17 protein-coding genes are annotated in these 19,588 nt (G+C 37.8%); 14 read left to right on the top strand and 3 right to left on the bottom strand.

Going from position 1 to position 19,588, the window contains the following annotated elements:
- The first annotated feature begins 92 nt into the window (after positions 1-92).
- Genes pyrB through pyrE form a run of 8 tightly spaced genes read left to right on the top strand, consistent with a single transcriptional unit; the run spans position 93 to position 9,606 of the window.
- Positions 93-1,007, top strand: a complete 915-nt coding sequence (pyrB, locus tag QRE67_RS17945) for an aspartate carbamoyltransferase (protein ID WP_286121584.1) — start codon at positions 93-95, stop codon at positions 1,005-1,007.
- Positions 991-2,277: a dihydroorotase gene (gene pyrC / locus QRE67_RS17940; RefSeq protein ID WP_286121583.1), complete on the top strand. Its 1,287-nt coding sequence runs from the start codon at positions 991-993 to the stop codon at positions 2,275-2,277. Before pyrB ends, pyrC begins: the two co-directional genes overlap by 17 nt.
- A complete protein-coding gene (locus tag QRE67_RS17935; RefSeq protein WP_286121582.1) occupies positions 2,274-3,371 on the top strand; it encodes a carbamoyl phosphate synthase small subunit in 1,098 nt (365 codons plus the stop codon). Before pyrC ends, QRE67_RS17935 begins: the two co-directional genes overlap by 4 nt.
- Positions 3,356-6,574 (top strand): carbamoyl-phosphate synthase large subunit, encoded by a 3,219-nt coding sequence (gene carB, locus QRE67_RS17930; RefSeq protein WP_286121581.1) that lies wholly within the window; start codon positions 3,356-3,358, stop codon positions 6,572-6,574. Before QRE67_RS17935 ends, carB begins: the two co-directional genes overlap by 16 nt.
- Positions 6,571-7,350, top strand: coding sequence for a dihydroorotate oxidase B electron transfer subunit (pyrK, locus tag QRE67_RS17925; protein WP_286121580.1), 780 nt, complete (start codon positions 6,571-6,573; stop codon positions 7,348-7,350). The genes carB and pyrK overlap by 4 nt, the downstream gene beginning before the upstream one ends.
- Positions 7,347-8,258 carry a dihydroorotate oxidase B catalytic subunit gene (gene pyrD, locus QRE67_RS17920; protein ID WP_286121579.1) on the top strand — a complete coding sequence of 304 codons (912 nt, stop codon included), beginning with the start codon at positions 7,347-7,349 and terminating at the stop codon, positions 8,256-8,258. The genes pyrK and pyrD overlap by 4 nt, the downstream gene beginning before the upstream one ends.
- Positions 8,259-8,260: 2 nt before the next feature.
- On the top strand, positions 8,261-8,977 hold the full coding sequence (pyrF, locus tag QRE67_RS17915; RefSeq protein ID WP_286121578.1) for an orotidine-5'-phosphate decarboxylase: 717 nt from the start codon (positions 8,261-8,263) through the stop codon (positions 8,975-8,977).
- Positions 8,974-9,606 (top strand): orotate phosphoribosyltransferase, encoded by a 633-nt coding sequence (pyrE, locus tag QRE67_RS17910; protein ID WP_286121577.1) that lies wholly within the window; start codon positions 8,974-8,976, stop codon positions 9,604-9,606. The genes pyrF and pyrE overlap by 4 nt, the downstream gene beginning before the upstream one ends.
- Positions 9,607-9,703: 97 nt before the next feature.
- Here pyrE and QRE67_RS17905 read toward each other — a convergent pair whose 3' ends face one another.
- Entirely contained in the window at positions 9,704-9,958 is a 255-nt protein-coding gene (locus QRE67_RS17905; RefSeq protein ID WP_286121576.1) for a YbeF family protein, read from the bottom strand.
- Positions 9,959-10,240: 282 nt separating this feature from the next.
- Positions 10,241-10,654, bottom strand: a complete 414-nt coding sequence (locus QRE67_RS17900; RefSeq protein ID WP_286125313.1) for a mycothiol transferase — start codon at positions 10,652-10,654, stop codon at positions 10,241-10,243.
- A gap of 810 nt (positions 10,655-11,464) precedes the next feature.
- On the opposite strand from QRE67_RS17900, the gene QRE67_RS17895 reads away from it, so the two are divergent.
- Entirely contained in the window at positions 11,465-12,667 is a 1,203-nt protein-coding gene (locus tag QRE67_RS17895; RefSeq protein ID WP_286121575.1) for a lysozyme inhibitor LprI family protein, read from the top strand.
- A 102-nt stretch (positions 12,668-12,769) separates the two neighbouring features.
- Here QRE67_RS17895 and QRE67_RS17890 read toward each other — a convergent pair whose 3' ends face one another.
- On the bottom strand, positions 12,770-14,479 hold the full coding sequence (locus tag QRE67_RS17890; RefSeq protein WP_286121574.1) for an Rqc2 family fibronectin-binding protein: 1,710 nt from the start codon (positions 14,477-14,479) through the stop codon (positions 12,770-12,772).
- Positions 14,480-14,583: 104 nt separating this feature from the next.
- On the opposite strand from QRE67_RS17890, the gene QRE67_RS17885 reads away from it, so the two are divergent.
- The 5 genes from QRE67_RS17885 to rpoZ all read left to right on the top strand — a co-directional run bounded on the left by QRE67_RS17885 (position 14,584) and on the right by rpoZ (position 19,456).
- Complete coding sequence (locus QRE67_RS17885) at positions 14,584-17,304, top strand: calcium-translocating P-type ATPase, SERCA-type (protein WP_286121573.1); 2,721 nt, start codon at positions 14,584-14,586, stop codon at positions 17,302-17,304.
- A gap of 99 nt (positions 17,305-17,403) precedes the next feature.
- Entirely contained in the window at positions 17,404-18,279 is an 876-nt protein-coding gene (locus QRE67_RS17880) for a YicC/YloC family endoribonuclease (protein ID WP_286121572.1), read from the top strand.
- Between the two features lie 68 nt (positions 18,280-18,347).
- Complete coding sequence (gene remA, locus QRE67_RS17875) at positions 18,348-18,611, top strand: extracellular matrix/biofilm regulator RemA (RefSeq protein WP_001251459.1); 264 nt, start codon at positions 18,348-18,350, stop codon at positions 18,609-18,611.
- A 13-nt stretch (positions 18,612-18,624) separates the two neighbouring features.
- On the top strand, positions 18,625-19,242 hold the full coding sequence (gene gmk, locus QRE67_RS17870; RefSeq protein WP_286121571.1) for a guanylate kinase: 618 nt from the start codon (positions 18,625-18,627) through the stop codon (positions 19,240-19,242).
- A 1-nt stretch (position 19,243) separates the two neighbouring features.
- The gene (gene rpoZ, locus QRE67_RS17865; RefSeq protein WP_286121570.1) at positions 19,244-19,456 is read left to right on the top strand and encodes a DNA-directed RNA polymerase subunit omega; all 213 of its coding nucleotides are present in this window, start codon (positions 19,244-19,246) and stop codon (positions 19,454-19,456) included.
- Positions 19,457-19,588 lie beyond the last annotated feature (132 nt).

Here is a 19,588-nt window from a genome sequence, read left to right as displayed (position 1 = left end):
CCTAGTCTCACACGGCTAGGGTATTTTTATGCAGTTATTGTTATATAAATACAAAGATGTTATCATAAAAATCAGAAAGATGAGGGATGACAATGAGCCATTTGTTAACGATGAGTGAATTATCGGAGTTAGAGATTTCAGAAATCCTGAAAGACGCAGAAGATTTTGCGAATGGAAAAGAGAGAAAAACATCGGAGCAAACATTTGTAGCAAACTTGTTCTTTGAAAATAGTACGAGAACAAAGTTTAGTTTCGAAGTTGCCGAGAAGAAATTAGGGTTGGATGTTTTAAACTTCTCTGCAGACTCTTCTAGCGTACAAAAGGGAGAAACATTATACGATACGATAAGAACACTAGAATCAATCGGAACAAAAGCAGTAGTTATCCGCCATCAACAAGATCGCTACTTTGATGAGCTAAAAGACAATGTAAATATTCCAATCTTAAATGCCGGAGATGGATGTGGAAATCATCCAACACAATGTTTACTCGATTTACTAACGATTAAACAAGAGTTTGGAAGATTTGAAGGATTAAAGGTTGCGATTGTTGGAGATATTCGTCATAGCCGAGTAGCCCGCTCAAATGCTGAAGCATTAACAAAGTTAGGAGCAACAATCTACTTTGCTAGCCCAGAAGAGTGGAAAGATGAAACAAATACATTTGGAACATATAAAGATTTAGATGAACTTGTTCCAGAAGTTGATGTGATGATGTTATTGCGTGTACAACATGAACGTCATGATCATTATGAAACAGACATCATGAAAGAGTATCATGTAGAGCACGGATTAACGATTGAACGCGAAAAAAGGATGAAACAAGGAAGCATTATTATGCACCCAGCTCCTGTAAACCGTGATGTAGAAATTGCAAGCGAGCTTGTTGAGTGTGAGCGTTCTCGCATTTTCAAACAGATGGAAAATGGAGTTTACGTAAGAATGGCTGTACTAAAACGCGCATTACCAAATGTATTAGGAGGAATGAAACATGAATTATTTGTTTAAAAATGGACGTTATTTAAATGAAGAAGGAAATATTGTAATAACAGATCTTCTTGTACAAGATGGTAAAATTGCGAAAGTAGCAGAAAACATTTCGGCAGAAAATGTTGAAGTAATAGATGTAAATGGAAAATTAATCGCACCTGGATTAGTGGATGTACATGTGCATCTTCGTGAACCAGGCGGTGAACATAAAGAAACAATTGCAACGGGGACACTTGCAGCTGCAAAAGGTGGATTTACAACGATTTGCGCAATGCCAAATACCCGCCCTGTACCGGATAGTAAAGAACATATGGAAGATTTACAAAAACGAATTCAAGAAAAAGCACATGTAAATGTACTGCCATATGGGGCAATTACAGTACGTCAAGCAGGTGCTGAAATGACAGATTTTGAAACATTAAAGGAGCTAGGCGCATTCGCGTTCACTGATGATGGAGTTGGTGTACAAGATGCAAGCATGATGCTTGCGGCGATGAAACGTGCAGCAAAATTAGACATGGCAGTTGTTGCACACTGTGAAGAAAACACGTTAATTAATAAAGGTTGTGTACATGAAGGAAAGTTTTCTAAGGAGCACGGTTTAAACGGTATTCCATCAGTATGTGAATCTGTACATATTGCCAGGGACATATTACTTGCAGAGGCTGCAAATTGTCACTATCACGTATGCCACGTGAGTACAAAAGGATCTGTACGCGTTATTCGAGATGCAAAACGTGCTGGAATTAAAGTAACAGCAGAAGTAACACCGCATCACTTAGTGTTATGTGAAGATGATATTCCTGGCGTAGATCCAAACTTTAAAATGAATCCACCACTTCGCGGAAAAGAAGATCATGAGGCATTAATCGAAGGATTATTAGATGGAACAATCGATATGATTGCAACGGATCATGCACCGCATACGGCAGAAGAAAAAGCACAAGGAATTGAAAGAGCACCATTCGGAATTACTGGTTTTGAAACAGCGTTCCCACTTCTTTACACAAACCTTGTGAAAAAAGGAATTATTACATTAGAACAATTAATTCGATTCTTAACAGAAAAACCAGCTGATACATTTGGCTTAGAAGCTGGTCGTCTGCAGGAAGGTAGAGAGGCAGATATTACAATTATCGATTTAGAACAAGAAGAAGAGATTGATCCAACAACATTCTTATCAAAAGGAAAAAACACGCCATTTACAGGCTGGAAGTGCCAAGGATGGCCGGTTATGACAGTAGTTGGCGGTAAGATCGCATGGCAAAAGGAGAGTGCATTAGTATGAAAAGACAGCTTATCTTAGAAGATGGAACAGTATTAATTGGAAAAGGCTTCGGCGGAGAAATTGAAAAATCAGGTGAAGTCGTATTTACAACAGGGATGACAGGATATCAAGAAACATTATCTGATCCATCATACTGCGGTCAAATCGTAACATTTACGTATCCATTAATCGGAAACTACGGAATTAACCGAGACGATTTTGAATCGATTCAGCCATCTGTACACGGCTTAATCGTTAACGAAATTTGTGATCACCCATCTAACTTTCGTAACGAAATCTCATTAGATGAGTATTTAAAAGGAAGAAATATTCCTGGATTATCAGGAATTGATACAAGAAAATTAACGCGAAAAATTCGTCAATATGGAACACTGCGTGGACGTCTTTGTAACATGGATGCAGATGTAGACTACATTGTTAGTCAACTAAAAGCAACAGTATTTACAGATCATGTGAAGCGTGTATCTACAAAAGACCCATACCCAAGCCCAGGACGTGGATACCGTGTTGTTCTTGTTGATTTCGGTATGAAGCACGGCATTTTACGCGAATTAAATAAACGCGATTGCGATGTAATCGTTGTTCCTTATAATACATCAGCAGAAGAAATTCTACGTTTAAGCCCAGATGGAATTATGTTAAGTAACGGACCTGGAGATCCAAAAGATGTACCAGAAGCAATCGAAATGCTGAAAGGGATTCTTGGGAAAGTACCATTATTCGGAATTTGCCTTGGACACCAATTGTTTGCTCTAGCATCTGGTGCAAATACAATCAAATTAAAATTTGGTCACCGTGGTTTAAACCATCCTGTAAAACATGTAGTAACAGGAAAAGTTGCTATTACTTCTCAAAACCACGGCTATGCAGTAGAGGAAGAATCAGTAAAGAGTACAGATCTTGAAATTACACATGTTGCCTTAAACGATGGCACAGTAGAAGGCCTTCGTCATACGAAGTTCCCAGCATTCACAGTACAATATCATCCAGAAGCATCAGCAGGACCGGAAGATGCAAACAACTTATTTGAAGATTTCCTAGCAATGATTGAAAACTTTAAGAAAGAAGGGGAAGAGTTATGCCAAAACGCCTAGACATTAACACCATTTTAGTAATCGGATCAGGACCAATTGTAATCGGGCAAGCAGCGGAGTTTGATTACTCTGGAACACAAGCTTGTCAATCTCTTAGAGAAGAAGGTTACAAAGTTATCCTTGTTAACTCTAACCCAGCAACAATCATGACAGATACTGCAACTGCAGATAAAGTATATATTGAACCATTAACATTAGAATTCGTAAGCCGCATTATTCGTAAAGAACGCCCAGATGCAATCTTGCCAACACTTGGCGGACAAACAGGTTTAAACATGGCTGTTGAACTTGCAAAATCAGGTGTACTAGAAGAGTGTGGAGTTGAAATTTTAGGAACGAAATTATCAGCAATTGAACAAGCGGAAGACCGTGATTTATTCCGTACATTAATGCAAGAATTAAACGAGCCAATTCCATCTAGTACAATTATTCACACGCTAGAAGAAGCATATGAATTTGTAAAAGAAATTGGTTATCCGGTTATTGTTCGCCCAGCATTCACAATGGGTGGAACAGGCGGCGGAATTTGTAATGATGAACAAGAACTAATTGAAATTGTCTCAGGTGGTTTAAAACATAGCCCAGTAACACAATGTTTACTAGAAAAAAGCATCGCAGGTTGTAAAGAAATTGAATATGAAGTAATGCGTGATGCAAACGATAATGCCATTGTAGTATGTAACATGGAAAACATCGACCCAGTTGGCATACATACAGGGGATTCCATCGTTGTTGCGCCAAGTCAAACGCTAAGTGATCGTGAATATCAAATGCTTCGTAACACATCATTAAAAATTATTCGTGCACTAGGCATTGAAGGTGGATGTAACGTTCAGCTTGCACTTGACCCATATAGCTTCCAATACTATGTAATTGAAGTGAACCCACGTGTAAGTCGCTCATCTGCACTAGCGTCTAAAGCGACAGGTTACCCAATTGCAAAATTAGCAGCGAAAATCGCAGTTGGCTTAACACTGGATGAAATTATCAACCCGGTTACACAAAAAACATATGCATGCTTTGAGCCAGCATTAGACTATGTGGTTTCCAAAATTCCACGCTGGCCGTTTGATAAATTTGAATCAGCAAACCGCACGCTCGGTACACAAATGAAAGCGACTGGAGAAGTTATGTCTATCGGTCGTAACCTAGAACAGTCATTGTTAAAAGCAATTCGTTCTCTAGAGCTTGGCATTTATCACCTAGAGTTGGATCATCTAAAAGAACTTGATAAAGAAACAATGAAAAAACGCATTATAAAAGCAGATGATGAACGCCTCTTTATAGTAGCAGAAGCGATTCGTCAAGGTGTAACGAAGAAAGAAATTAACGAATGGTGTGAAATGGACTTCTTCTTCTTACAAAAAATTGAGAACATCGTAAACATGGAACGTAAAGTGAAAGAGCATGTAGGCGATATGGAAGTGTTACAAGAAGCGAAAGTAATGGGCTTTAGCGATCATTATATTGCAGCAGCTTGGAACAAAACAGAGCGTGAAGTATACGATATGCGTACAGAAAACAACATGATACCAGTATACAAAATGGTAGATACTTGTGCGGCAGAGTTTGAATCTGCAACGCCATACTACTACAGCACATATGGTGATGAAAACGAATCAATCGTTACAGATCGTAAAAGTGTAGTTGTTCTTGGGTCTGGTCCAATCCGTATCGGTCAAGGTGTTGAATTTGACTATGCAACAGTACATTCTGTATGGGCAATTAAAGAAGCTGGTTATGAAGCAATTATTGTGAATAACAATCCAGAAACAGTTTCAACAGACTTCAGTATCTCTGACAAACTGTACTTTGAACCACTAACAATTGAAGATGTCATGCACATTATCGATTTAGAGAAACCAGAAGGTGTTATCGTTCAATTCGGTGGACAAACGGCAATTAACTTAGCTGCTAAATTAGAAGAACACGGTGTGAAAATTTTAGGAACATCACTTGAAGATTTAGATCGTGCAGAAGATCGTGATAAATTTGAAGCAGCATTAACAAAATTAGGTATCCCGCAGCCGGTTGGTAAAACAGCAACAACGGTAGAACAAGCGGTAGCAAACGCTGAAGAAATTGGCTACCCAGTACTTGTAAGACCATCTTACGTACTTGGCGGACGTGCGATGGAAATCGTCTATCGTCAAGAAGAACTATTGCACTACATGAAAAACGCAGTAAAAGTTCATGCTGAGCATCCGGTACTAATTGACCGCTACATGGTTGGGAAAGAAATTGAAGTAGATGCAATTTCTGACGGTGAGAATGTATATATTCCAGGTATTATGGAACATATTGAGCGAGCTGGGGTTCACTCTGGTGACTCGATCGGCGTATACCCACCGCAAAGTATATCTGAAAAAATTAAAGAGCAAATTATCGAAAATACAATTTCTCTTGCAAAAGGATTAAACATCATTGGTTTACTAAATATCCAGTTTGTAGTGTTCAAAGATGAAGTGTATGTACTAGAAGTAAATCCGCGTGCGAGTCGTACGGTACCATTCTTAAGCAAAATTACAGGCGTACCGATGGCAAATATCGCAACGAAAGTTATTCTAGGTACATCATTAGTAGAGCAAGGATATAAAACAGGTTATCATCCAGAAGCGAAAGAAGTATATGTAAAAGCACCGGTATTCTCCTTTGCAAAATTGCGTTCTGTTGATACAACATTAGGACCTGAAATGAAATCAACAGGGGAAGTAATGGGGAAAGACTTAACGCTTGAAAAAGCATTGTATAAAGGACTTGTTGCTTCTGGAATCAACATTCCAACACATGGATCTGTTATCATCACTGTGGCAGATAAAGATAAAGAAGAAGCAATGGAGATCGCAAAACGCTTCCATGAAATTGGCTATAACTTATTAGCGACAGCAGGAACAGCAAAATCATTGACAGAACAAAATATTCCAGTTCAAATTGTAAACAAAATTGATTCTGAAGACTACAACTTACTTGATATCATTCGTCAAGGAAAAGCACAATTTGTAATTAACACATTAACAAAAGGAAAACAACCAGCGCGTGATGGCTTCCGTATTCGCCGTGAGTCTGTAGAGAATGGTGTTGCATGCTTAACATCACTTGATACAACAAGAGCAATCTTGCGTGTATTAGAATCTATGACATTCTCTGCTCACGCAATGAAAGAAGTAGCGCCGGCACAACATCACGAGGTGGTACATGCATGATGCAAAAGAAAAATATGATCGTTGTTAATCAAACAGAAATCGCAAAAAATATTTACGAATTAGTGCTTCAAGGTGATCTTGTACAGCAAATGAACGAACCAGGGCAGTTTGTACACATTAAAGTAGCAGAAGGCATCACGCCTCTGCTGCGCCGCCCAATTAGTATTTGTAATGTCGATCAAGAAAAGAACGAATTTACAATGCTATATCGTGCGGAAGGACAAGGGACGAAAACATTAGCAAAGAAAAAGCAAGGTGAACTTGTAGACGTATTAGGACCACTAGGCCATGGATTTCCTGTAGAAGAAGCAGAAGCTGAGCAAACAGCTCTATTAGTAGGAGGCGGAATTGGTGTACCTCCGCTCTATGAGCTATCACAGCGTCTCGTTGCAAAAGGAGTGCGTGTCATTCATATCTTAGGATTTCAGTCAAAAGATGTTGTCTTCTACGAAGAGAAATTTGCAGAACTTGGTGATACGTATGTAGCAACAGTCGATGGTACACATGGTACAAAAGGATTTGTAACAGATGTCATCGATGAATATGGAATTGACTTTGACATTTTATATTCATGTGGACCTCTTGCGATGCTACGTGCATTAGAAGGCCGATATAAAGAGAAAAAAGCATATATTTCATTAGAAGAACGTATGGGCTGCGGCATTGGAGCGTGTTTCGCATGTGTATGCCACTTACAAGAAGATCCAAGCGGACATTCTTACAAGAAGGTGTGTAGCGACGGGCCAGTATTTCCAATCGGGGAGGTTGTACTATGAACAGATTGCAAGTTGACTTACCAGGATTATCATTAAAAAATCCAATCATCCCAGCATCTGGTTGCTTCGGATTTGGCCGTGAGTACGCACAGTTTTATGATTTAAGTGTACTTGGATCAATCATGATTAAAGCAACGACAGAACAACCTCGTTTTGGAAATCCAACGCCGCGCGTGGCTGAAACACCAGGCGGAATGTTAAATGCAATTGGCCTTCAAAACCCTGGGTTAGAAAAAGTAATGAATTCAGAATTACCGTGGCTTGAACAATTCGATCTTCCGATTATTGCAAACGTTGCTGGTTCACAAGCAGAGGATTATGTGGCGGTTGCCAAAGAAATTTCTAAAGCACCAAACGTTCATGCACTAGAGTTAAATATTTCTTGTCCAAACGTAAAAACAGGCGGTATTGCTTTCGGGACAGTACCGGAGATTGCTGCGGATTTAACGAAGCGAGTGAAAGAGGTTTCTGAAGTGCCGGTATATGTGAAATTGTCACCGAATGTGGCAAACATTGTTGAGATTGCAAAGGCAATCGAAAATGCTGGTGCAGACGGATTAACGATGATCAATACATTGCTTGGCATGCGTTTAGATTTAAAAACAGCAAAACCAATTTTAGCAAATCGTACAGGTGGACTATCTGGACCAGCAATTAAGCCAGTGGCGATTCGTATGGTCCATGAAGTAAGTCAAGCGGTTAACATTCCGATTATCGGAATGGGCGGTGTTGAATCAGCAGAAGACGTAATTGAATTCTTCTACGCTGGTGCAAGTGCGGTTGCAGTTGGAACAGCGAATTTTGTTGATCCGTTCGTATGTCCAACGATTATTGAAGAATTACCAGCGTTATTAGATGAATTAGGATTCGAGCATATTTCGGAATGTCAAGGAAGGAGCTGGAAATAAACATGTCACAGTCACTAATCGTTGCACTGGATTTTCCAGGTAAAGCAGAGGTAGAACAGTTTTTACATCACTTTGAAGGAGAACAGTTATTTGTCAAAGTTGGTAAAGAACTATTTTACAAAGAGGGACCTGCTATCATTACGTACCTAAAAGAAAAAGGACATCAAATTTTTCTAGATTTAAAGCTTCATGATATTCCGAATACAGTAAAAAGCGCAATGCGCAGCTTAGCTAGTCTAGATGTTGATATGGTAAACGTTCATGCTGCTGGGGGAAGTAGCATGATGAAAGCTGCGCTCGAGGGATTAGAGGAAGGTAAGCAAGAAGGAAAAGAGAGACCGATTTGTATTGCAGTTACACAGCTAACAAGCACATCGGAAGCTATGATGAGAAAAGAGATTGGCATTGAGAAAACGTTAGAAGAAGCGGTTGCTCATTATGCGAAACTAACGAAAGAAAGCGGGCTTGATGGTGTTGTTTGTTCAACCCTAGAAGTACCAAAATTACGTGAAGTATGCGGGAGTGCATTTGTAACAGTAACACCGGGGATTCGTCTTGCAAGTGATGATGTGAATGATCAAGTACGCGTAGCAACGCCGAAGCGTGCGCGTGAACTTGGTTCAAGCTACATTGTAGTAGGACGTAGTATTATAAAGGCAGAAAATCCGCTTGAAGCGTATAAAACAGTAAAACAACAGTGGGAAGGTGTAACAATATGAAAAAAGAAATCGCATCTCATCTATTAGAAATTGGAGCAGTATTTTTACAACCAAATGATCCATTTACATGGTCTTCTGGTATGAAATCACCAATCTATTGTGATAACCGTTTAACGTTATCATATCCAAAAGTACGTCAAGCGATTGCAGCAGGATTAGAAGAGCTAATTCAAACACACTTCCCAACTGTAGAAGTTATCGCGGGAACAGCAACAGCTGGTATTGCTCACGCTGCGTGGGTAAGTGATCGCATGAACTTACCAATGTGCTATGTACGTAGCAAAGCAAAAGGTCATGGTAAAGGGAATCAGATCGAGGGTAAAGCTGAAAAAGGTCAAAAAGTAGTGGTAGTAGAAGACTTAATTTCAACTGGTGGTAGTGCCATTACTTGTGTAGAGGCACTTCGCGAGGCTGGTTGTGAAGTATTAGGTATCGTATCAATCTTCACATATGAGCTTGAAGCAGGAAAAGAAAAATTAGCAGCAGCAAACATAGCATCATATTCTTTAAGCGACTACAGTACACTAACTGAAGTAGCAGAAGAAAAAGGGATGATCGGACAAGCTGAAACAAAAAAATTACAAGAGTGGCGCAAAAATCCAGCTGATGAGGCTTGGGTTACAGCGTAATAAAGAAAACACGACCGCGGGGGGAAACACGGTCGTGTTTTTTTATAGGTAAATAATTTGTTTAGAAGTAAAAACAAAAAAGATGGAAGGTACATAGTTATTGCTTTCTCTCTACAGCTTCGTACTCTTTTACAAATAATAAAGTCATATAAGAAACGATAAATGAGAAAATGCTATACATGCCAACCCAAAAGAAAAAGGACGGACTAAACATTGTAACTCCTAAAATAAGAAAAATGGCAAATGTTACAATGGGCATAACATAATACGTTTTTGTCATGCGAGTCCCAATTACTGAAACAATGAAAATAAGCAATGGACAAAGTAATAAGACGAAAATAAATTCACTCATGGTCATGTCCTCTTTTCTTAAGAAGTAATTCGTTTCTCATAAACGTTTTGAAGTATTTGTTCTCCTCATATGATTTCTTCATATAATCCGAAATCCCCTTTTAGGAGTGGAATACTCTAACAATTTGTGCGGATAAAAAGCGCAAACAAGATCATTCTTGCTTACGCTATAGAAGAAACATTGCTACAATTGTAGTTACAAAAGTGAATGAAAAATTATTAATAGATGATGACAGATCTAAAACATAAAAAGTGCTACCTCATTGTGAGATAGCACTTTTCATTATTTTACTGAATGAGTTTTTTGCATCTTTTTAATCAACCGAATTTGTCCACGGTGACTAAGTTCATCCTCAAACACGTGAAACCATTTGAAGTAGTTATTTGCTGGTTTATCATGCCAAAACGGCGTTGTTTTATAGAGCCACTCATCTGGCATTGATTGAAACGTTAAGATTGTTTTATCACGAACTTCTTGCAAAGTATTTATGTAGTAGTCTAAAGGTTGATTTTTAATATTTTGACGTCCAAGGTCTCCTAATTCAACTCCTGGTAACCAGCGCTCTAATTCCGCTTCTGTCGGCTCGCGATCTTCAAAGGTATGAATCTGATAGTAAAATTCGATTGCAGCCATATGATACAAAAGCATACCAATAGAATTTGCTTGCTCATCGTACAAGTAATCGAGTTCTTCAATTGTTAAACCTTATACAGCCCGTAATGTTGTAGAGCGGGCGTAATTCATCATCGAAACAAGTTTGGAAAACTCCACGTTTAATCCATCAATCTTATCAATTAAGAAATTCAAAATAATTTCCTCCCAGAAAATGATTTCTTCATAAAAAGAATTCTGTGTGTAGAAGGAAATTCCTTTTTCAGATAGATCATAGGATAAAGAAATGAGTAGAATTAGATTTTTTCTTTGAGAAAGCTGGAATAAGTGATGACAGTGCCAAAGAATCTATATAAATACAAATTAAAAACCGACAGAAAACCTTTTTTAGGTGGGAGAGAGCATCCGGCCATGCATAGAAGCGGTCAGATCCTTTTCCTGCCCAGACATAGTGAAAACAAAGAGAGAAAACGAGTGCAGGTCACCTTTTGTTACCCATAGCCGCGGCTTAAATGTCGAAAAACCAAAATGGATTTATATAGATATATAAGTGATATTTTTATTTGCATTTTTTGAACATTTTTAGATGACCATATGTTTTTAATCTAGTAATAAGGGTCTGGAGTAATAAATATTTAAAATGTAGTGATGAAAATATATCCCGCTATTCGGGGGCAGTAATTTAAGATTCTAAGGAGACCAAAGAAGATAGGTGGGGAGAACTGCTCGTAAAATCCCGATTGGTGAGGGCTAATAATCAGTGAGGAGTGTTGTTTTTTAGAATATCGAGTATTATGTATACGCTAGTTTTAGTTATTGATATAATAGGAATTTGTCAGGCTAGTTATAAGCTTGAGGAGAATAATTAAATAGGAAATCGAGGAATGTTAACACATGAAGAAAGCATTAACGATGATGTTATTGTGCTTAACAGCAAGTATGCTAATGGCAGGCTGCGGAAAGAACAATGATGAAGCTCAAGGAAAAGAAAGTACAGTAAAAACGGATTCAAAACGAAAAGTTGAAGAAATTCCAAAAGTAACAGAAGAAGAGGCTAAAAAAGTTTTAAAAGAAAATATTAATGAAATAGTACAGTCTTTTGACGAAATGGAAAAAGAAAATGGCTGGAGCCGTAATAATCCTGGCGATCTTGAAACGGTTAAAGATGGATTGAAGGCTGTTATTTCTGAACAATTTGCAAAAAATCAGTTAAGTAGATTGCTTGAAACATATAATGCTTCAAGAGACACAGACATGCAACCTTTTCCAATCTATATTGAACCTGAAATGAGATTTGCTTTTGTACAAGAAAAGGAAAAGCTAAAAATTGATACATTAGTTCCTGCTAATGATATGGGCAATCCAGCAGAAACATGGGAATTTCATTTAATTTATAAAGATAGTAAATGGTTAATGGATAAATGGTCGTTTGATACAGAAGTTGATTTAAATCTTACAAAAGAAGAAGCAGAGAAGTTTTTACATATTATTGAGTTTAAAGATATAACATTCATAAAAGAAGATAATAGTAATCATAAAAATTATATATTTAAAGTAAATGGACAGACTCTTGCTGTTAATGCTGCAACATCAGTAATTAAATATGGTTATGAGGAAGATTCAGGTGATGAAAATCAAGAACAGGAAGAATCTAATCAAGAACCAACTAACGCTAACCAAAATGATTCGAGCAATAATAAAAATCAAGAAACTTATACAGCCTCAGGGGTAGAATCTTCTTCTTCAGGATTAAGCAAAACCAAGTTTCTTAATGAATTGTCAGCTTTAGAAAAACAAGAGAAACATTCAGGTCTCACTGCTACAATGGACATAGCGAATGAAATTGGAGATAATTCTCAGTTATGGGATGATAAACTGAATGAAATTTATCGGGTGTTAAAGGATAATATGCCAGCTGCTGCATTTGAAACTATGAAAGCAAAACAAATTGAATGGATTAAATTGAAAGAAAATAGAATTGATGTTATTTTAAAAGACCCAAACAACGGAACGATGAGATATATAGATGCTGCTCAAGAGAAATATACAATGACAAAAGAAAGATGTTATGAATTAGTTAATTCATATATGAGTTAAATAAACAAGTATCCTTTTTTTGATAAAGACGATCATGAAATAGATGTAGTCCATAGTAAAAAGGCATTGCACGAAAGCAATGCCTTTTTATTATGGATTGAATTAAGCTTTTAACTTCATAACAGTATCCGCATCTGGTGTTACATACAGTGTCTGTTGGTTATCATATGTAACAAACCCAAGCTTCGCACCGCTCGGTTTTTTCACATGACGAATTTTTGTGAAGTCAACGGGAACAGAGCTAGATTCTTTTGCTTTACTGTAATAAGCAGCAAGTCTTGCGGCTTCTAATAAAGTTTCCTCAGAAGGTTCTAATGAACGAATGACAACGTGTGAACCTGGAATGTCTTTCGTATGTAACCAAATTTCATCACGACGTGCGAATTTAGTTGTTAAATAATCATTTTGTTTATTGTTTTTACCGACTAAAATCTCTGTTCCATCGCTTGCAATATATTTATCTAATACAGGTTTTGTCGGTTTTTTCTTAGCATTTTTGGATTTGCGATTACGAACATATCCTTCTTCAGCTAATTCTTCACGGATCTCTTCAATATCTTTTGAAGAGGCAGCTTCCATTTGTTGCAGTAGGCTGTCAAAGTAAAGAATTTCTTCATTTGTTTTTTCAATTTGTTCGGTAACAATTGCGACAGAATTTTTTGCTTTTTGATATTTTTGGAAATAACGCTGTGTATTTTGTGATGGTGTTCGCAGTGGATCTAATGTAATTTTTACCGTTCTGCTATTTTCATCGTAGTAATTGATAACCTCAATTTCTTTGTCACCTTTTTTCAATGCATACATATTAGCAGTAAGTAATTCACCGAATAATTGATATTTATCGGCTTTGCCAGCGTCTTGTAATGTTTTTTGTAATTTAATTAATTTCTTTTCATTTTTTGTTTTTTCATTGTGCATAAATCGTTCTAAATCATGTGCTTGCTGTTTCACGCGGTCACGTTCTGCTTTTCCAAAGAAGAAGCGATCTAGCAGTTCACTTACAGATGAGAATGCTTTTTCTTCACCTTTTAGATGTGTAAGTGGGAATAAGTAAAAGAATTCTTTCCCGTTTGCCTTTATCATTGTTGGCGTATACTGATGTAATTTCAGCGATTTCTGTAATGTGAAAAATGCTTCTGATAATGCATTTTCATTTACCATGCCAGCTTTTGTGACCACTTCTTTTGCAAATAGTGGAGAAATCCCCATAAAGGTTTGAACAAGTTGTTTATCCATATTTCCTGCTAAAAAGTCTAATGGTCTAATTAATTCTTCTTTCGTTTCAATCTGTAAAGGATTCTTTTTATGCTGCGCTGGTGGTGCGATATACTCTGCTCCAGCATATACAGTACGGTGACGGTTTACTGCTAAGGAAACGTGTTTTAAGCTATCCAAAATCATATTTGTTTTGGAGTCTACTAAAATAATATTGCTGTGACGACCCATAATTTCAATGATTAATGTTTTTACTGATTCATCACCAATTTCGTTACGGCTACGAACCGTGATTTGAATGATTCGTTCTAAATCAATTTGTTCAATCTTTTCAATAAATCCACCTTCTAAATGTTTGCGCAGCAACATGCAAAACATGGGCGGCAGAGCGGGTGAGTCATAGCTTTGACTTGTAAGATGCATACGCGCATATGTAGAGTGGGCGGAGAGAAGTAGCTTTTGATTTTTTCCGTTTGCCCGAATATGTAACAAAATTTCATATTTAGACGGTTGGTATATTTTGGAAATCCTTCCTGTTTGAAGAGAATTTGCAATTTCATGTGTAATCGCTCTCGTAAATAATCCATCGAATGCCATAATGAACACTCCTTTCTAACTAAATGTTAATTATAGCATTTTTTTGGACGAGGCTGAATAAGCTTTCATTAGAGCATGTCTGCAATCAGGAGGTCGATGGCGAGATGAATTGGTATGAAATGCGTGCACATGAAGTAGAAGAAAGAACGAATACGAATGTAAAGATAGGGCTCACAGAGCAAGAAGCAGAAGGGCGATTAAAAAAGCTTGGCCCAAATGAATTGCAAGAAGCAAAGCGGCCTTCTGCACTCGTTGTATTTTTGGCACAGTTTAAAGATTTTATGGTACTTGTCTTATTTGGTGCAACAGTTATTTCAGCATTTTTAGGAGAGTATATCGATGCGATTGCTATTGTAGCAATTGTCATTATTAATGGGATTCTCGGTTTTTTCCAAGAGAGAAAAGCAGAAAAATCACTAGAAGCTTTAAAGGAATTAGCCGCCCCGCAAGTCACAGTTTTACGAAATGGAAAATGGATAAAAGCGCCGTCAAAAGGTCTGGTCCTTGGTGATGTTATTAAATTCTCTAGCGGGGATCGTATTGGAGCTGATATTCGACTCATTGAAACATCAAGTTTATATATTGAAGAATCAGCTTTAACAGGAGAATCTGTACCCGTTCAAAAGAAAGTGGAAGCACTGCAAGGTTCAAATGTAGCGATTGGTGATCAAAAAAATATGGCTTTTATGGGAACGATGATAACGAGAGGCTCAGGGGTAGGAGTAGTAGTAGGAACAGGAATGAATACTGCCATGGGACAAATTGCAAATATGTTACAAAATGCAGAGCAAATGGAAACGCCTTTGCAGAGAAGGCTAGAACAACTTGGGAAAATTTTAATTATTGTTGCTCTTATTTTAACAGCGCTCGTCGTACTCGCAGGGGTTTATCAAGGGAACGAAGTATATCACATGTTCTTAGCGGGTGTGTCACTTGCAGTTGCTGCGATACCTGAAGGTTTACCAGCTATTGTTACAGTCGCTTTATCACTCGGTGTACAGCGTATGATTAAAAAGAAAGCAATCGTTCGAAAACTTCCAGCGGTAGAAACTTTAGGGTGCGCTTCAGTTATTTGTTCGGACAAAACAGGGACGATGACACAAAATAAAATGATGGTCACGCACATGTGGGCCAGTGGAGACACATGGCATGTAACAGGGAAAGGGTATGAACCTACTGGATCGTTTATGAAAGATGAGCAGAAGATTGATCCGACATCTGCCCGTTCTCTATATCAATTATTAACATTTGGTTGTTTATGTAATAATGCCAACATTATGAAGAAGAAAAAATCGTATGTCTTAGATGGAGATCCGACAGAAGGAGCACTTGTTGCCGCGGCAATGAAAGCGGGTATATCACGAGAAGCTTTAAAAGGAAAGTTTGAAATCATTCGTGAGTTTCCTTTTGATTCAACACGGAAAATGATGAGTGTCATTGTTCGTGATCGTGACGGTAAAAAGTTTGTAGTAACAAAGGGAGCGCCGGATGTCCTTTTACAAATGAGTCAAACCATTTTATGGGGAAATAAACAGCAGCCGTTAAGTGAACTGTATCGAAATGAAGTGCAAACGGCTATTCATAATCTTGGAAGTCAAGCGCTCCGGACGATCGCTGTTGCGTTTAGACCTTTAAAAGTCACAGATCAAATTGAGCATGAAAGAGAAGTAGAAAAAGATTTAATGCTTGTTGGCATACAGGGAATGATTGATCCCCCAAGACCGGAAGTAAAGCAAGCGGTACAAGAGTGTAAAGATGCTGGTATTAAAACAGTGATGATTACAGGAGATCATAAAGTAACAGCGATGGCAATTGCTGAACAGTTAGGCATTTTACCACCGAATGGCCGTGTTGTGGAAGGTGTAGAGCTGGCAAAAATGTCTGTCGAGGAACTAGAGGATATTGTAGAAGACACATATGTGTTTGCCCGCGTGTCTCCTGAGCATAAATTGAAAATTGTGAAGGCTCTTCAAAATAAAGATCATATCGTAGCGATGACAGGGGATGGAGTAAATGATGCTCCAGCAATTAAAACTGCTGATATCGGAATAGCAATGGGGATTACGGGTACGGATGTGGCAAAAGAAGCTTCATCTCTCGTACTGCTAGATGATAATTTTGCTACTATTAAAGCAGCAATTAAAGAAGGAAGAAATATATATGAAAATATCCGGAAATTCATTCGTTACTTATTAGCATCAAACGTTGGAGAAATTCTTGTTATGTTATTTGCAATGCTGCTAGGATTACCGCTTCCACTCGTTCCTATTCAAATTTTATGGGTGAATTTAGTGACGGATGGTTTGCCAGCGATGGCGCTAGGGTTGGATGCTGCTGAGGGGGATGTGATGAGGAGAAATCCACGTCATCCGAAAGAAGGTGTATTTGCGAGAGGGCTTGCTTGGAAAATTGTGAGTCGCGGCTTTTTAATTGGCATTGCAACGCTGCTTGCATTTATCATTGCATATAATCAACATCCAAATGAATTGAAATATGCACAAACAGTTGCGTTTGCAACACTTGTATTAGCGCAGCTCATTCATGTGTTTGATTGCCGAAGTGAACATTCTATTTTTCATCGCAATCCGTTTGGAAACCTGTATTTAGTTGGAGCGGTAATCATTTCGGTTTTATTAATGCTCGTTGTTATTTATTATCCGCCACTGCAACCGGTTTTTAGTACGATGCCAATTCAGGCAAGAGACTGGTTACTCATTGTTGCTTTATCTTCTATTCCAACGTTTTTGTTAGTCGGTTCTTTACTAACGGGTAAAAAAGAGAAAAAGAAGCCTGCAATTTATAAACGAGGTATAAACTTGAAATAGTCAATGATATGAAAATGTGATATAATTTACAAAAGGTAGTAGAGTTGCATCTCTATTACCTTTTTCGTTGAGTTATTTCATGGCTTGGATGTGATAAAGATGATTTCGAGTATGACAGGATTTGGACGAGCAAAGGTGGAAAACGATGCTTTTCAAATTATAGTAGAAATGAAGTCAGTGAACCATCGCTTTTTAGAGATGAACATTCGACTTCCGAAGCAAATGATGGTATTTGAGGATAAAATTCGTAAGTTGATTGCTGAACAAGTTCGCCGCGGACGTATTGAAATGTCTGTTACTATTGCAGGTGAAGGGCTTGTTGAACGAAAATTACGTGTGGATTGGCCACTTCTGGAACAATATAAATCCATTATGGAAGATGCAAAAATGAAATTTCAATTACAAGATTCCATTACATTACAACAATTAATGACAATGCCAGAGGTAACGGCAATTGAAGAAATGGAAAATGTAAACGAACAATTTGAAGATAGTTTATATGAAGCTGTTCGCCAAGCTGCTCATATGTTGAAAATGATGAGAGATGGTGAAGGGAAACGATTACATAAAGATATAGAGCATCGTCTACAAGAGATTCACAATTGTGTAAATGCGATTATTCCACATGCACCAATTGTGATTCAAAAGTACCGGGAACGATTGGGAAATCGTTTAAAGGAATTACATAATCAAGAGTTAGATGAACAACGGTTGCTAACAGAAATAGCTATGTTTGCAGAGCGTTGTGATATTCATGAAGAATTAGTTCGTTTACAAAGCCATTTAGATCAATTTAATGAAGCATTGCAAATTATGGAGCCCGTTGGTAGAAAAATGGACTTTATCGTACAAGAAGTGCATCGTGAAATTAACACGATTGGTTCAAAGGCAAACGACCTAACAATTTCAAAATATGTTGTAGAAATGAAAAATAACCTTGAAAAAATTCGTGAACAAGTACAAAATATTGAGTAGCTGTCAAAAAAGTAGATAAAGTTATACGTGGTGGAGAAATCGGATAGACTTACTAGGAGGCGCAAACTATGGCCATGCGGTTTTTAAATATTGGATATGGGAATATCGTATCTGCTCATCGAATTATTGCTATTGTAAGTCCGGAGTCAGCTCCTATTAAACGAACGGTACAGGAAGCACGTGAACATAACGTGCTGCTTGATGCTACGTATGGGAGAAAAACAAGGGCAGTTATTGTCATGGATGATGGGCATATTGTATTAAGTCCAATTCAGCCTGAGACGATTGCACATCGTTTAAATAATAAAGAAGATTTAAGTGAGGAAGGGTAGGTTTTACATATTTATGAGAAGTAGAAGAGGGTTGCTCATCGTTCTTTCAGGACCTTCTGGCGTTGGGAAAGGGACGGTTCGAAAAGAATTGTTCAGCCATGAAGATGCAAAGTTACAATACTCTATTTCAGTAACAACACGTAAACCACGTGAGGGTGAAGTAGATGGTGTGGATTATTTCTTTAAAGAAAGAGAAGAGTTCGAAGAAATGATTCGTAACGAAAAGTTGCTTGAATGGGCAGAGTTTGTTGGGAATTATTATGGAACACCAGTCGATTATGTAGAACAGACATTGCAGCAAGGGAAAGATGTGTTCTTAGAAATTGAAGTGCAAGGCGCACTTCAAGTAAAGAAAGCATTTCCAGAAGGCGTATTTATCTTCTTAGCTCCTCCAAGTTTATCAGAGCTTAAGAACCGTATCGTTGGCCGTGGTACAGAGACAGAAGATGTCATTCAAAATCGTTTAACAGTAGCAAAAGAAGAAATCGATATGATGGACGCTTATGACTATGTTGTAGAAAATGATCAAGTAGAACTTGCTTGCGAACGTATTAAAGCCATTGTGGTCGGTGAACACTGTCGCCGCGAGAGAGTAGCAAAATATTACAAAGAAATGACGGAGGGTATATAATATGTTAAATCCATCAATTGACTCATTATTAACAAAAATCGACTCTAAATATACATTAGTAACAGTAGCAGCGAAACGTGCTCGTGAAATGCAAATTGCTGATAATTGTGTGATTACGCAACCTGTATCTCATAAATGTGTGGGAAAAGCACTAGAAGAAATTGATGCAGAAGTATTAAGCTACGAGCCAAGCGAAGAGAAAGTGTCTGAATAAGGCATTCTCTTCGACAAATGAAAACATAGACATTATACTTTTCTATGTAACGGTAACAACCTATTTACAAGTAGGTTGTTATTTTTTTACGGTAGAGACGGAACAAAAAAGACTTTTGTTTGATGGAATGCT

This window comes from Bacillus sp. DX3.1 (assembly GCF_030292155.1).
Classification (GTDB): domain Bacteria; phylum Bacillota; class Bacilli; order Bacillales; family Bacillaceae_G; genus Bacillus_A.
This window is presented reverse-complemented; position numbering and strand designations above follow the sequence as displayed.